General features: G+C 64.3%; 12 protein-coding genes. 1 reads left to right on the plus strand and 11 read right to left on the minus strand.

Going from position 1 to position 14,613, the window contains the following annotated elements:
- Positions 1-14: 14 nt before the first annotated feature.
- Complete coding sequence (locus ACE10Z_RS29340) at positions 15-1,241, plus strand: ABC transporter substrate-binding protein (RefSeq protein ID WP_375783872.1); 1,227 nt, start codon at positions 15-17, stop codon at positions 1,239-1,241.
- Between the two features lie 292 nt (positions 1,242-1,533).
- Here the strand turns inward: ACE10Z_RS29340 and ACE10Z_RS29345 are convergent, their stop codons facing one another.
- The 11 genes from ACE10Z_RS29345 to ACE10Z_RS29395 all read right to left on the minus strand — a co-directional run bounded on the left by ACE10Z_RS29345 (position 1,534) and on the right by ACE10Z_RS29395 (position 14,612).
- A complete protein-coding gene (locus ACE10Z_RS29345; protein ID WP_375783873.1) occupies positions 1,534-2,367 on the minus strand; it encodes an inositol monophosphatase family protein in 834 nt (277 codons plus the stop codon).
- Between the two features lie 57 nt (positions 2,368-2,424).
- A complete protein-coding gene (mmsB, locus tag ACE10Z_RS29350) occupies positions 2,425-3,615 on the minus strand; it encodes a multiple monosaccharide ABC transporter permease (protein WP_375783874.1) in 1,191 nt (396 codons plus the stop codon).
- The gene (gene mmsA, locus ACE10Z_RS29355) at positions 3,615-5,192 is read right to left on the minus strand and encodes a multiple monosaccharide ABC transporter ATP-binding protein (protein WP_375783875.1); all 1,578 of its coding nucleotides are present in this window, start codon (positions 5,190-5,192) and stop codon (positions 3,615-3,617) included. Before mmsA ends, mmsB begins: the two co-directional genes overlap by 1 nt.
- Positions 5,193-5,249: 57 nt before the next feature.
- A complete protein-coding gene (gene chvE, locus ACE10Z_RS29360; RefSeq protein ID WP_375783876.1) occupies positions 5,250-6,323 on the minus strand; it encodes a multiple monosaccharide ABC transporter substrate-binding protein in 1,074 nt (357 codons plus the stop codon).
- Positions 6,324-6,935: 612 nt separating this feature from the next.
- A complete protein-coding gene (locus ACE10Z_RS29365; RefSeq protein WP_375783877.1) occupies positions 6,936-7,652 on the minus strand; it encodes an HAD-IA family hydrolase in 717 nt (238 codons plus the stop codon).
- The gene (gene cbbX, locus ACE10Z_RS29370) at positions 7,649-8,578 is read right to left on the minus strand and encodes a CbbX protein (protein WP_375783878.1); all 930 of its coding nucleotides are present in this window, start codon (positions 8,576-8,578) and stop codon (positions 7,649-7,651) included. The genes ACE10Z_RS29365 and cbbX overlap by 4 nt, the downstream gene beginning before the upstream one ends.
- A 111-nt stretch (positions 8,579-8,689) precedes the next feature.
- The gene (locus tag ACE10Z_RS29375; protein ID WP_375783879.1) at positions 8,690-9,115 is read right to left on the minus strand and encodes a ribulose bisphosphate carboxylase small subunit; all 426 of its coding nucleotides are present in this window, start codon (positions 9,113-9,115) and stop codon (positions 8,690-8,692) included.
- Positions 9,116-9,127: 12 nt separating this feature from the next.
- On the minus strand, positions 9,128-10,591 hold the full coding sequence (locus ACE10Z_RS29380) for a form I ribulose bisphosphate carboxylase large subunit (RefSeq protein ID WP_375783880.1): 1,464 nt from the start codon (positions 10,589-10,591) through the stop codon (positions 9,128-9,130).
- 30 nt (positions 10,592-10,621) lie between these two features.
- Positions 10,622-11,704 (minus strand): class II fructose-bisphosphate aldolase, encoded by a 1,083-nt coding sequence (fba, locus tag ACE10Z_RS29385; protein WP_375783881.1) that lies wholly within the window; start codon positions 11,702-11,704, stop codon positions 10,622-10,624.
- 14 nt (positions 11,705-11,718) lie between these two features.
- Complete coding sequence (gene tkt / locus ACE10Z_RS29390) at positions 11,719-13,740, minus strand: transketolase (RefSeq protein WP_375783882.1); 2,022 nt, start codon at positions 13,738-13,740, stop codon at positions 11,719-11,721.
- Positions 13,737-14,612, minus strand: a complete 876-nt coding sequence (locus tag ACE10Z_RS29395) for a phosphoribulokinase (RefSeq protein ID WP_092127070.1) — start codon at positions 14,610-14,612, stop codon at positions 13,737-13,739. The genes tkt and ACE10Z_RS29395 overlap by 4 nt, the downstream gene beginning before the upstream one ends.
- Position 14,613: the final 1 nt, after the last annotated feature.

Here is a 14,613-nt window from a genome sequence, read left to right on the forward strand (position 1 = left end):
GGAGTGACTGAGGGATGTTGGACGGATTTTGTCTTCGTGCGTGCCTGGCAGCCGCGGTGACGATCGGCGCGCTGTCGCCGGCGCTCGCGCAGAAGAACTACGGCCCGGGAGTCTCGGATACCGAGATCAAGGTCGGCAACATCATGCCCTATAGCGGCCCCGCTTCCGCCTACGGCGCGATCGGCCGGACCGAGGCGGCCTATTTCAGGATGGTCAATGACCAGGGCGGCATCAACGGACGCAAGATCAACTTCGTCAGCTACGACGACGGCTTCTCGCCGCCGAAATCGGTCGAGCAGGCACGCAAGCTGGTCGAGGGCGACGAGGTGCTGCTGGTGTTCCAGCCGCTCGGCACCGCGCCCAATGTCGCGATCCAGAAATATCTCAACGGCAAGAAGGTCCCTCACCTCTTCATCGCATCGGGCGCGACGCGCTTCGGCAATCCCCAAGGCTTTCCCTGGACCATGGGTTGGCAGCCGAACTACCAGAGCGAAGGGCGGATCTACGCCAGATACATCCTCGACAAATTCCCGAACGGCAAGATCGCGGTGCTCTGGCAGAACGACGATGCCGGCAAGGATGCGCTCAAGGGGCTGCGTGACGGCCTCGGCGACAAGGCGAGCAGCATGATCGTCGCCGACAAGTCCTACGAGCTGACCGATCCGACGCTGGATTCGCAGATCGTGGCGCTGCGCTCCTCGGGCGCCGACATCCTGTTCACCTGGGCGGCACCAAAGGGGGCGGCGCAGACCATCAAGAAAGTCGCCGAGCTCGGCTGGAAGCCAACCTTCTTCCTGACCTCGACGGCGACGTCGGTCGCCTCTGTCATGCGCGCCGCTGGCATCGAGCATTCGCAAGGCATCATCTCGGTCGCCTACCTCAAGGATCCGACCGACACGATCTGGAACGACGATGCCGAGACCAGGGAATGGCGGGCGTTCATGGACAAGTACATGCCCGACGGCGACAAGACCAACGGCAATCACGTCTATGGCTACGCCGCCGCGCAAACGCTCGCGCAGGTGCTCAAGCAGTGCGGCGACGATCTCACACGCGAGAACGTGATGAAGCAGGCCGCCGGCCTGAAGGACTTCGCGCCGAAGATGATCCTGCCCGGGATCAGGATCAACACCAGCGCGACTGATTTCCGCCCGATCGAACAGTCGCAGCTGATGCGGTTCGAAGGCGAGAGCTGGAAGCTGTTCGGCAACATCATCACCGGCGAGGTCGGCAGCGAATAGTGCGCAGGCACGCTCTGTTCCGTGAGAGGGCGGGACGAGACGCAAAGCTGAGGCAATTCGCGTCGCGACAGCGCGCAAGTATGACTCACCGACCGTGCAACAAATTCGATGTCGTCCCTGCGAAAGCAGGGACCCATAACCACAAGCAGTCGTTATTGCGCGACGCCGGAACGACGAGTCCTAATCACAACACCCGCCGCGGAGTATGGGTCCCTGCTTTCGCAGGGACGACACCGAGCGGGTTGTTCGACAGTTCAGCTCGAAACTCAATTGCCTAGCGCATCTCCCGCCTCTACCCGGCCGGCGTCAGGATCGCCCGCTGTGCTGCATGCCAGCTCTCTTCATCGGGTGCGCAGAGCAAGCCGCCGGTCAGATTGACCGGCCTGTAGGGCGATCCGTCGAAATGCGCGCTGTAGCCGCCGGCCTCGCGATGCAACAGCCAGCCCGCGGCATGATCCCAGGGCATCAGCTTGTTGTAGAACAACAGATGGCAATGGCCGGATGCCGCCATGCGATATTCATGCGCGGCGCATCTCAGCCAGGCGCTGACGCCAAGCCTGGACAGATTGCCGGCAACGATTGGGCGCAGCGCCTCAGGCAGGAAGTTGACGCCGATCACCGCGTCCATCTGCTTGACCGGCACCGCCGCGGCCACCTTCAAATCATGCCGCCTGCCGTCCGGCATCTCGAGCCAGGCGCCCTCGCCGCGCAGCGCGAACGCGGTGTCGTTGCTGACGGGATCGTGGATCGCGCCGAGCACGATCTCGCCGCGCATCGTGGCGGCCACCATGGTGCCGAACAGCGGCAAGCTCGAGGTGAAGTTCCGGGTGCCGTCGATCGGATCGATGATGAAGGCGAGCTCCGCGGTTCCGACCTGATCGAGCGCGGCCGGATCGCGTGCCGTGCCCTCCTCGCCGATCACGACCGCATTCGGAAACGCCCGGAGCAGCGCCGCCGAGATCGCCTGCTCGGCAATTTCATCGGCCTCGGTCACGACGTCGAATGCCGAGGTCTTGGTACGCACCTCGATCTCCCGGACGCGGCGGAACCGCGGCATGATCTCGGTGCGGCCGACTTCGGCGAGGATGTTTCCGATGTTCAGCGCATCGGCATGGGACAGTTTCACGCGGCGTTCTCCTGCGTTGCGCCGGCATCCTATCGCAGGATCATGACTGCGCGGCAATCAGCGGCGCTGGTTGTAGACATCGATGCAGACGGCGCCCAGCAGGACGAGGCCCTTGATCACTTGCTGATAATCGATGCCGATGCCGAGGATCGACATGCCGTTGTTCATCACGCCCATGATCATGGCACCGACCACCGCGCCGCCGACCCGGCCGACGCCGCCATAGGCCGAGGCGCCGCCGATGAAGCAGGCGGCGATCACGTCGAGCTCGAAGCCAAGGCCAGCCTTCGGCGTCGCGGTGTTGAGGCGGGCAGCAAACACCAGCCCGGCGAGCGCTGCCAGCACGCCCATGTTGACGAAGGTGAGGAAGGTCAGCCGCTCGGTCTTGACGCCCGACAGCTTCGCGGCCTTGGCGTTGCCGCCAACGGCATAGATCTGCCGGCCGATCACGGTCCGCCGCGTGACAAAACCGTACAGCGCGATCAGCACCGTCATGATGACGAGCACGTTTGGCAGGCCGCGATGCGAGGCGATCAGATAGGTGAAGTAGAGCACCGCGCCCGCCAGCGCGATACTCTTGGCGATGAAGAACGCATAGGGCTCCACCTCGATGCCGTGCGACTGCTCGCGCGCCCGGCTCTTGGCGCTCGCCAGCACCAGCGCGAACGCCAGCACGACGCCGATCAAGAGCGAGGTCGGATAGAGCGTGCCGGCACTCGGAAACAACTCGGGGATGAAGCCCGACGACAGCTTCTGGAAGGTCGGCGGAAACGGCCCGACCGACCGGCCCTGCAGGACCGCGAGCGCAAGGCCCTTGAACACCAGCATGCCGGCCAGCGTCACGATGAAGGACGGAATCTTGAAATAGGCGACCCAGTAGCCCTGCGCCGCGCCGATCGCGGCACCGATCAGGAGACAGGCGACGAAGGCGGTCGGGTAGTCGACATGGTAGGTCACCATCAGCACTGCCGCGACCGCGCCGACGAATCCCGCGACCGAGCCGACCGACAGGTCGATATGCCCGGTGACGATCACGAGCAGCATGCCGAGCGCCATGATCACGATGTAGCTGTTCTGCAGCACAAGATTAGTGAGATTGACCGGCTGCAGCAGTGTGCCGTCGGTGACGATCTCGAAGAACAGCATGATCGCGAGCAGCGACAGCAGCATGCCGTAATTGCGCAGATTGTTCTTGATGAAGCCGGAATGCTTGGGGGTCTCGGGAAGTGACACCGTCTTGTCGGTCATTATGCTCCGCCTCCCGCCCGCAGCTCACCGGCAGGGGCGCCGTTCCCGGACATCCTGACATTGCGCATGATGGCGCGCATGATCTTCTCCTGCGTCGCGTCGTCCTTCGCGAACTCGCCGACAAAGGCGCCGTCATTCATCACGCAGATCCGGTCGCAGATGCCGAGCAGTTCCGGCATTTCCGACGAGATCACCACGACGCCCTTGCCGGCCTCCGCGAGCTCGTTGATGATACAATAGATCTCGTATTTTGCCCCGACGTCGATGCCGCGGGTCGGCTCGTCCAGCAGCAGCACCTGCGGATCGGTCATCAGCCATTTCGACAGCACCACCTTCTGCTGGTTGCCGCCCGAGAGCTGCCCGGCCTCCTGATAGACGTCGGAACAGCGGATCCGCATCCGGTTGCGGTAATCGCTCGCGGCCTTCAGCTCGACGACATCGTCGATCACGCCGCGATCCGACACCTGGCGCAGGCTCGCCAGGGTCACGTTCTTGCGGACGTCGTCGGCGAGGATCAACCCGAGCTGCTTGCGGTCCTCGGTGACATAGGCGAGGCCGGCATGAATCGCATCCGGCACGCTGGCAAGGTTCGCCTCGCGTCCGTCAAGGCTGATCCTGCCGGAGATATTGTAGCCCCAGGCCCTGCCGAACAGGCTCATGGCGAACTCGGTGCGGCCGGCGCCCATCAGGCCGGCGATGCCGACCACCTCGCCGCGGCGCACCGTGAAATCGACGTTCTTGATCACCTGCCGGGCGGTATGCAGCGGGTGATACACCGACCAGTTCTCCACCGTCATCACGGGATCGCCGATCGCGACCTGTCGCTCCGGAAAGCGGTGCGCGAGATCGCGGTTGACCATGCTGCGGATGATGCGGTCCTCGTCGACCTGCTCGGTTCGGCAATCGAGGCTATCGACGGTGCGGCCGTCGCGCAGCACCGTGATCCGGTCGGCGACACGCGCGACTTCGTTCAGCTTGTGCGAGATCAGGATCGAGGCGATGCCTTGCTCGCGGAACGCCAGCAGCCGGTCCAGCAGCGCGGCGCTGTCGGCCTCGTTCAGGCTCGCAGTCGGCTCGTCCAGGATCAGGAGGCGCACCTTCTTCGACAACGCCTTGGCGATTTCGACGAGCTGCTGCTTGCCGACGCCGAGATCGGTGATCAGCGTATCCGGCGATTCACGCAAACCGACCTGCGCCAGCAGCTCCGCGGTCCGCCGGTACACCGCGTTGCGGTCCACCACTCCGAACCACGACGGCGCGCGCGACAGAAAGATATTCTCGGCGATCGACATCAGCGGGATCAGCGCCAGCTCCTGGTGGATGATGATGATCCCCAGCGCCTCGGAGTCGTTGATGTCGCGGAACCGGCGCTCCTCGCCGTCGAACAGGATCGACCCTTCATAGCTGCCGGCGGGATAGACCCCGCTCAGCACCTTCATCAGGGTCGACTTGCCCGCACCATTCTCGCCGACCAGCGCATGGATCTGCCCGGCTTCCACGGTGAGGCTGACGTCGCGCAAGGCCTGCACGCCGGCAAAGCTCTTGCTGACGTTACGCATCTCAAGCATCGCCGTCATCGGATCGCATCCCGCAACGTCACTCGGCCTCGGCGCTATCAGCTCCGCTCGCCCGCCTTAGTCGAATTGCGAGCGCTTGTAGTAGCCGCTGTCAATCAGGACTTTCTCCCAATTGGTCTTATCCACCACGACCGGCTTGAGCAGATAGGACGGAACCACCTTGACCCCGTTGTTGTAGGTCTTGGTGTCGTTGACGCTGACCTCCTTCTTGCTCAGCACGGCATCGACCATGTCGGCCGTGACCTTGGCGAGATCGCGGGTGTCCTTGAAGATGGTCGAGTATTGCTCGCCGCGCAGCATCGCCTTGATCGATGGCACCTCGGCATCCTGGCCGCTGACGAACGGCATCGGCTGGTCCTTGCTGCCGTAGCCGACGCCCTTCAGGGAGGAGATGATGCCGATCGACAGGCCGTCATAGGGCGACAGCACCGCATCGACGCGCTTCTTGCCGTAGAAGGCGCTGAGCAGATTGTCCATCCGTGCCTGCGCGGTCGCGCCGTCCCAGCGCAAGGTCGCGACCTTGCCCATGCCCGTCTGGCCGCTCGCGACCACAAGCTTGCCGCTGTCGATATAGGGCTTCAGCACCGACATCGCGCCGTCGTAGAAGAAATAAGCGTTGTTGTCGTCGGGCGAGCCGCCGAACAGCTCGATGTTGAAGGGCCCCTTGCCGTCCTTTAGCCCGAGCGCATTCACGATCGACCCTGCCTGCAGCACGCCGACCTGGAAATTGTCGAAGGTCGCGTAATAGTCGACGTTCGGCGTGTCGCGGATCAGGCGGTCATAGGCGATCACCGTGATGCCCTGGGCCTTGGCCTGCTTCAGCGCATCGGACAGCGTGGTGCCGTCGATCGCCGCGATGACCAGCACCTTGGCGCCCTTGGTCACCATGTTCTCGACCTGGGAGAGCTGGTTCGGGATGTCGTCGTCGGCATATTGCAGATCGGTGCCGTAGCCGCGTTCCTTCAGCACCTTGACCATGTTGTTGCCGTCGTCGATCCAGCGCGCCGAGGATTTGGTCGGCATCGCGATGCCGATGGTCGGCTTGCTCTGGGCCATGGCGTCGCGATCGGACGCCGTCGCGGCAAGGCCGGCCAGCGCGAGCGCGAACAAGGTGGTCTTCAATTTGAACATGCTTCACTCCCTTAATTTTTTAGTTGGGGTACCGTGCCGTGGACAGCGTCAATCGGCGGCTATCGTTCGTAGGCTCGCCGCAGATATACGCGATCTCGGATCGGCGCCGGGGCCGTCGCGAACCGAAATTGCGGAATGTCGATTGAACCCGTCAACAGCGCCAATGCTCACTCCGCACGATCAGCCAGGTCGATCCTGCAATGTCGGGTTCATCCGCGAGTCATGTCGTGGGACGAACGAGGCGCAGGAATGACGCGGAGGATCATGAGGCGCGGTCTCCCGGAATCGTTGGCGAGCGCTGGCCTCCGCCAGAACTTCTGGCGGTGCGGCACCTTGCTTCTGGCAACCTTTGGTGGACGTTGTCCCCACCATATGGATGCAAGCGCCAACGGGTCATTTATTTAAGTACACGAATAAATTGACCGGAGAGCGGCGGGTCATAAGGCGTTGCCTCCCGAAATTGTTGGCAGGCCCTACAGACCGCTGGGGTGCGGCAGGGCTTCTCGCAACCTTTGGTGAGATTGTGCCTCTACTGTGCGATGGACGCAAGTGCCATTTATTTCACTGCATGAATAAATTAATCGAACCGCCGCGCGACGGCGGCAGCGGCCTTCAGGCGTCGATCTCGGAGAGATCGTCGACGACCAGCAGGGCTCCGGCGAAATCGTCATCGCTGAAATAGGTGCTGCGGGTGATGACCACCGGGATGCCGGCCCCAGCCGCGGCGGCGAGACCGTTGCCGGAATCCTCGACGGCAATGCAATTCGACGGGCCAAGCGCGAGCCGCGCCAGCGTCTCGACGTAGACATCCGGGGCCGGCTTCTTGCGCGGCACGTCGTCGCCGGCGACAACAGCATCGAACAGATCGGCCCAGTCCAGCCCCAACGCGACCGACAGCAGCGCATCGATATTGCCATGCGACGTCGTCGTGGCGAGCGCCAGACGCTGGCCGCGGCTGCGCGCGCCGGCGAGCCAGGCTCTCACGCCCGGCCGCAACGGGCAGCCGCCCGCCGCAATCAGCGCGGCATAGCGTGCGGTCTTGATCCCGTGCAGGTTGGCAATGTCGGCGAATGTCAGCGACGGGACAGCGTTCCTCTGGTCGAAGGCGCGGATGCGCTCCTTGCCGCCGGCGACGCGAAGCAGCCGCGCGTAGGTGACCTGGTCCCAGAACCAATCGAGCCCTACTTCGGCGAACGCCTCATTGAAGGCGCGGCGATGCACCTCCTCGGTTTCGGCGAGCGTGCCGTCGACATCGAAGATCAAGGCGCGGGCGCCCGCAATGATGTCACGCATCCCGGCGTTCCTGATGCCGGCGAGCGCCTGGTTCATCGTCCCTCGCCCGCCGCGCCGGTCCCTTTCGCGAACACGCGGCTCGCGAGCACGTCACCGGCCTCGATCGACATCACGTCGTCGGCCGTGAGCGTGCGGTCGAGCTTTGCCACGATCCGGTTGGCCTGGCGCAGCCGGATGCGGTCGAGCGCGTTGCGGATCGAGCGCGCATTGGAGAACAGCGGCTGTTCCTTGCGGATGCCGATGTACCGGGTGAAGGCCTCGCGTGCTTCCGGGGAGAAATGATAATTCTGCTGCTGCAACATCAGCTCGGCGATCCAGAGCAGCTCGCCGTCCGAATAGTCGGGGAAGTCGATGTGATGCGCGATGCGGGAGCGGAACCCCGGATTGCTCTGGAAGAACTTCTCCATGCGGTCGCCATAGCCGGCCAGGATCACCACCAGATCCTCGCGCTGCTGTTCCATGATCTGCAGCAGGATCTCGATCGCCTCCTGTCCGTAGTCGCGCTCGTTCTCGGGGCGGTACAAATAATAGGCCTCGTCGATGAACAAGACGCCGCCCATCGCCTTCTTCAGTATTTCTTTCGTCTTCGGCGCGGTGTGGCCGATATATTGCCCGACGAGATCGTCGCGCGTGACGCTGATGACGTGGCCGCGGCGCACGAAGCCGAGCTTGTGCAGGATGCCGGCCATCCTGAGCGCAACCGTGGTCTTGCCGGTGCCGGGATTGCCGGTGAACGACATGTGCAGGGTCGGGAATGTCGTCGCCAGCGCCATCTTCTGCCTGATGCGTTCGACCAGCAGCAGCGATGCGATCTCCCGGATGCGGGTCTTCACCGGCTTGAGGCCGATCAGTTCGGAATCGAGCTGGTCGAGCACGTCGCCAATGCCGAGGTCGGCAAACTCATGCCGGAGGTCGATGGTCTCGGGCGGCGTCTCGCGGATTTGTCCTTGCGGTTGGGTCATCATCCTCTCGCTTCGAGAAAAGCTCCGTCGCCGCAGCGGCGACGACGGAGAAGTGCATCCGGACCAGGACGGTCGAGGGAGCAATCCGCCTGGCTTGCAAGCCGGACGCGGTCACTGATCTGCGTAACGTTCGCCCTCGGGGCGCGTCGCCGCATAGGAATGGGTCGCGTAACGGAGGTTGCGTCCTGCAGCCTCCTGGCGGTCGAGCCGGAAGCCGGGTTCCTCATGCGGCCGGTTGACGATGAAGGAGATGCGAACCGACTCCCAGCCGGGACTGGAATCGAAGCCGGAGATCCGGATGTAGCGGTCGCCGTAGACCCGCCGGCAGTCGGCGAGCTCCTTCATGATGCCGGCCGCATCGCGCAGGTCGAACATCGGCAGGCCCCACATGTCCCAATAGGTGTTGCGGGGATGCGGATCGTCGGTGAACTCGATGTTCACTGCCCAACCCTTGTCGAGGCAGTATTGCACCTGCGCGGCGATCTGCTCGTCGGTGAGATCGGGCAGGAAAGAGAAGCAGCCTTGGGTCACGCGCATGAAAACCTCCTGTCAGACCGCCATGCTCGGCGTGGGAACGAAATCGGGGGCGTCGGTCGACTCGTAGTTGAAGGTGACGTCCTTCCAGACGTCGAGCGCCTCGCGCAGCGGCGTGCAGGTCAGCGCCGCCTTCGCCAGGATCTCCGGGCCCTCATGGACGTAGTCGCGTCCCTCGTTGCGGGCGAGGATCATGGCTTCCAGCGCGACGCGGTTGGCGGTGGCGCCGGCCTGGATGCCGCGGGGATGGCCGATCGTGCCGCCGCCGAACTGCAGCACGACATCCTCGCCGAGCAGGTCGAGCAGCTGGTGCATCTGGCCGGCATGAATGCCGCCGGAAGCCACCGGCATCAGCTTGTTGAGGCTCGCCCAGTTCTGGTCGAAGAACACGCCGTGCTCGAGCTGCATCGGGTTGAAGTCCTCGCGGCAGATGTCGTAGTAGCCGCGCGTGGTGTTGGGATCGCCCTCGAGCTTGCCGACCACCGTGCCGGCATGGATGTGGTCGACGCCGGCGAGCCGCATCCATTTCGCGATCACCCGGAACGAGACGCCGTGGCTGCGCTGCCGCGTGTAGGTCGAATGGCCGGCGCGATGCAGATGCAGGATCATGTTGTTCCTGCGCGCCCACTTCGCCATCGACTGGATCGCAGTGTAGCCGATCACGAGGTCGATCATGACGATGTTGGAGCCGAGTTCATGGGCGAACTCGGCGCGCTCGTACATGTCCTCCATCGTCGCCGCGGTGACGTTGAGATAGGTGCCCTTGATCTCTCCGGTCGCGGCCTGCGCACGGTTGACCGCCTCCATGCAGTACAGGAAGCGCTCGCGCCAGTGCATGAAGGGCTGCGAGTTGATGTTCTCGTCGTCCTTGGTGAAGTCGAGCCCGCCTTTCAACGCTTCATAGACGACGCGGCCGTAGTTGCGGCCGGACAGGCCGAGCTTCGGCTTCACGGTGGCGCCGAGCAAGGGACGGCCGAATTTGTCGAGCCGCTCGCGTTCCACCACGATGCCGGTCGCCGGGCCCTGGAATGTCTTCACATAGGCGATCGGCAGCCGCATGTCCTCGAGCCGCAGCGCCTTCAGCGGCTTGAAGCCGAACACGTTGCCAATGATCGACGCGGTCAGGTTCGAGATCGAGCCCGGTTCGAACAGGTCGAGATCATAGGCGATATAGGCGAAGTAGCTTCCCGGCGAGTTCGGCACCGGATCGACGCGATAGCACTTCGCCCGGTATTTCTCCGCGGCGGTCAGCCGATCGGTCCACACCACGGTCCAGGTCGCGGTCGAGGATTCGCCCGCCACCGCCGCGCAGGCTTCGGTCGGATCGACGCCGTCCTGCGGCGTGACGCGGAACAAGGCGATGACGTCGGTGTCCTTGGGCTCGTAGTTCGGCTCCCAATAGCCCATCCGCTTGTATTCCATCACGCCGGACTTGTATCGATCCTTGCCCTGCACGGTGATCGACTGCTGCACGTTCATTTGAATCTCCTGTCGTTCGCCGCCCCTTGCTCAGGCGGCCTGGGTGATCTTTCCAATCTGCGGATCGAGCGCGCCGGCGCGATAGCGTCGGGCCATCTCCGGCAGAGCAACCACCTTGATCCTGGCGGCATTGCCGGCCGTGCCGAATTGCTCGAAGCGGTCACGGCAGAGTTCGCGCAGCGCATCCATCGCCGGCTTGAGGAATTTGCGCGGATCGAACTCGCTCTTCGACTGCACGGCGACCTTGCGGAAGGCGGCGGCCATCGCGAGGCGGCAATCGGTGTCGATGTTGACCTTGCGCACGCCGTGCTTGATGCCGCGGACGATCTCCTCGACCGGCACGCCCCAAGTCTGCGGCATCTCGCCGCCGAACTGGTTGAACATGTCCTGCAGCGGCTGCGGCACCGAGGACGAGCCGTGCATCACCAGATGCGTATTGGGCAGCCGCGCGTGGATTTCCTCGACCACGCGCATCGCCAGGATCTCACCATCCGGCCGCCGCGTGAACTTGTAGGCGCCATGCGAGGTACCCATCGCGATCGCGAGCGCATCGACCTTGGTGGCGCGGACGAAATCGACCGCCTGGTCGGGATCGGTGAGCAGCTGATCGTGGCTGAGCGTGCCTTCGACGCCGTGACCGTCCTCCTGCTCGCCGCCGCCATGCTCGAGCGAGCCGAGCACGCCGAGCTCGCCTTCGACCGACGCGCCGACCCAGTGCGCCATATCGACCACCCGGCGGGTGATATCGACATTGTAGTCGTAGTCGGCCGCGGTCTTGGCGTCGGCCTTGAGCGAGCCGTCCATCATCACCGAGGTGAAGCCATAGCGAATCGCGGTGGCGCAGGTCGCCTCCTCGTTGCCGTGATCGAGATGCAGGCAGAGCGGGATCTGCGGATACATCTCCTCCAGCGCGTCGATCATCTTCGCCAGCATGATGTCGTTGGCATAGGACCGCGCACCGCGCGAGGCCTGGATGATGACCGGTGCATCGCAAGCCGCCGCCGCCTCCATGATGGCGAGGCCCTGCTCCATATTGTTGATGTTGAAGGCCGGCACGCCGTAGCCGTGCTCAGCGGCATGGTCCAGCAATTGCCTCAAAGTTATCCGCGCCATGACGGGTCCTCCTTTCAATTCGCTCGTTGCATGAGCTGTCTTGCTGCCGCGGCAATCGCCGACGGCGTGATGCCGAATTCGCGATAGAGCACGTCGGCCGGTGCGGACGCGCCGAAGCCGGTCATACCCACGAACGCACCGTCGTCGCCGAGCCAGCGGGCCCAGTCGCCCTCGACGGCTGCTTCGACGCCGACACGCGGCGCGCTGCCCAGCACCTTTGCGCGATAATCGCGCGGCTGCTGGCGGAACAGGTCGAAGCACGGGGCCGAGACGACCGCGGCCTTCACCCCATCTTCCGCCAGCAGCTTTGCGGCTTCGAGCGCGATCGACACCTCCGAACCCGTTGCAATCAGGGTGACGTCACGCCCGAAGGCCGGCTCGACGAGAACGTAGGCGCCGAGCGCGACCTGGTTGTCCTTGCTGCCGTCGCGGACCGTCGGCAGCGCCTGCCGCGACAGGCAGAGGATCGACGGCGAGGTCTCTGCCTTCAGCGCGCAGTCCCAGGCTTCCGCCGTCTCGACCGCATCGGCCGGACGGAACACCAGCACATTCGGGATCGCCCGCAGCGCCGCAAGATGCTCGACCGGTTGATGCGTCGGCCCGTCTTCGCCGAGCCCGATCGAGTCGTGGGTCATCACATGGATGACGCGGATGCCCATCAATGCTGCGAGGCGGATCGCCGGCCGGCTGTAATCGGCGAAGCTGAGGAAGGTGCCGCCATAGGGAATGAACCCGCCATGCAGCGCGATGCCGTTCATCGCCGCCGCCATGCCATGCTCGCGGATGCCGTAGTGGATATAGCTGCCATCAAGCGTTTCCGGCCGCACCGAAACCTGCGACTTGGCCAGCGTCAGGTTGGAGTGCGTGAGGTCGGCGGATCCGCCCAGGAGATTGGGCAGGGCCTCCGCGATCACGTCGATGACCTGTTGCGAGGCCTGCCGCGTTGCGAGTTTCGGCCGCTCGGTCGCGAACCGCTCCACGAGCTTGGCCATCGCCTCGGCATAGGTACGGGGCAACTTCGGGTTCAACGCGTCGTGGAATGCAGACCGCTCGCCCTTGTCCGCCTTGCAGGCGCTGCGCGAGCGCTCGATCCAGGCCCGCCGCGCGTCGCGGCCGCGGCCGCCGAGCTCGCGCCACTCGGCCAGCACGGCATCGGGGATTTCGAATGCCGGATACGGCCAGCGCAGTGCGGTGCGGGTCTTCGCTGTCTCATCGGCGCCGAGCGGTGCGCCGTGCACCTTCTCGCTGCCCTGCCGGTTCGGCGCACCGAACCCGATCACTGTACGGCAAGCGATCAGCGCGGGACGATCGCTCGCGCGTGCCTGCCTGATCGCCGCTGAAATCGCCTGCCGATCATGGCCGTCAATGCGGCAGACGTTCCAGCCGCTGGCCGCAAATCGCGCCGTCTGGTCGTCCGAGCAGGACAGCGAGGTCGCGCCGTCGATCGAGATGTGGTTGTCGTCGAACAGCACGATCAGCCGGTTCAGCCGCAAATGGCCGGCGAGCGAGATCGCCTCATGGCTGAGGCCTTCCATCAGGCAGCCATCGCCGGCGATCACATAGGTGCAGTGGTCGACGAGGTCGTCGCCGAAGCGGGCGTTCATCAGCCGCTCGGCGAGCGCCATGCCGACCGCGGTCGCAATCCCCTGCCCGAGCGGCCCGGTGGTGGTCTCGACACCCGGCGTATGCCCGTATTCGGGGTGGCCCGGGGTTTGCGATCCCCATTGCCGGAACGCCTTGAGCTGATCGAGCGTCATGCTTTCGTAGCCCGTCAGATAGAGCAGCGCATAGAGCAGCATCGAGCCGTGGCCGGCCGACAGCACGAAGCGGTCGCGGTCGGGCCAGGCCGGATCGGCCGGGTCGAACTTCAGGAAGTCGGTGAACAGCACGGTCGCGACATCGGCCATGCCCATCGGCATGCCGGGATGGCCGGACTTCGCCTGCTCCACCGCGTCGATGGCGAGGAAGCGGATGGCGTTGGCCATCTCGTCGTGGCTGATGTCGGGCCGGCTGGCAACGGACGCAAGTGCGGTCATATCGTTCGCCTCTTTCGTTCGATCAGTTGCAGGATCAGCGGGGTGAGGATGAGCTGCATCGCGAGGTCGAGCTTGGCGCCGTGAATCACGATCGAATTGGCGCGCGACATGAAGCTGTTCGGGATCATCGAGAGCAGATAGGGAAAATCGATGCCGCGCGGATTCTTCAGCCGGATCACGACCATCGATTCATCCGGCGTCGGGATCCAGCGCGCGATGAACGGGTTCGACGTGTCGACCGTCGGCACCCGCTGGAAGTTGATGTCGGTCTCGCTGAATTGCGGACAGATGTAGTTCACATAGTCCGGCATGCGGCGCAGGATGGTGTCGGTCACCGCCTCGGTCGAGTAGCCGCGATGGCTGCGATCGCGATGCAGCTTCTGGATCCATTCGAGGTTGATCACCGGCACGACGCCGATCTTGAGGTCGGCGTGCTGCGCGACATTCACCTTGTCGGTGACCACAGCGCCGTGCAGGCCCTCGTAGAACAGCAGGTCGGAATTCTCCGGCAGCGCTTCCCACGCGGTGAAAGTGCCGGGCTTGGCACCGTAGAGCCGCGATTCCTCCTCGTCATGGACATAGTGCCGCGTCGTGCCGGTGCCGGTCTCGGCATAGTCGCTGAACAGCTTCTCCAGCTCCTCGAACAGATTGGTCTCGGGGCTGAAATGGCTGAAATGCTTGTCGCCGCGCTCGGCCTTCTCCAGCATCTGGCTGCGCATCTCGGCTCGGTCGTAGCGGTGGAAGGCGTCGCCCTCGATGTAGGCCGCGACCACATTCTCGCGGCGGAAGATGTTCTCGAACGTCTTCTTCACCGAGGTGGTGCCGGCGCCGGACGAGCCGGTGATCGAGATGATGGGATGTCGACGAGACATG

The sequence above is a fragment of the Bradyrhizobium sp. Pha-3 genome, from assembly GCF_042258615.1.
Taxonomy (GTDB): domain Bacteria; phylum Pseudomonadota; class Alphaproteobacteria; order Rhizobiales; family Xanthobacteraceae; genus Bradyrhizobium.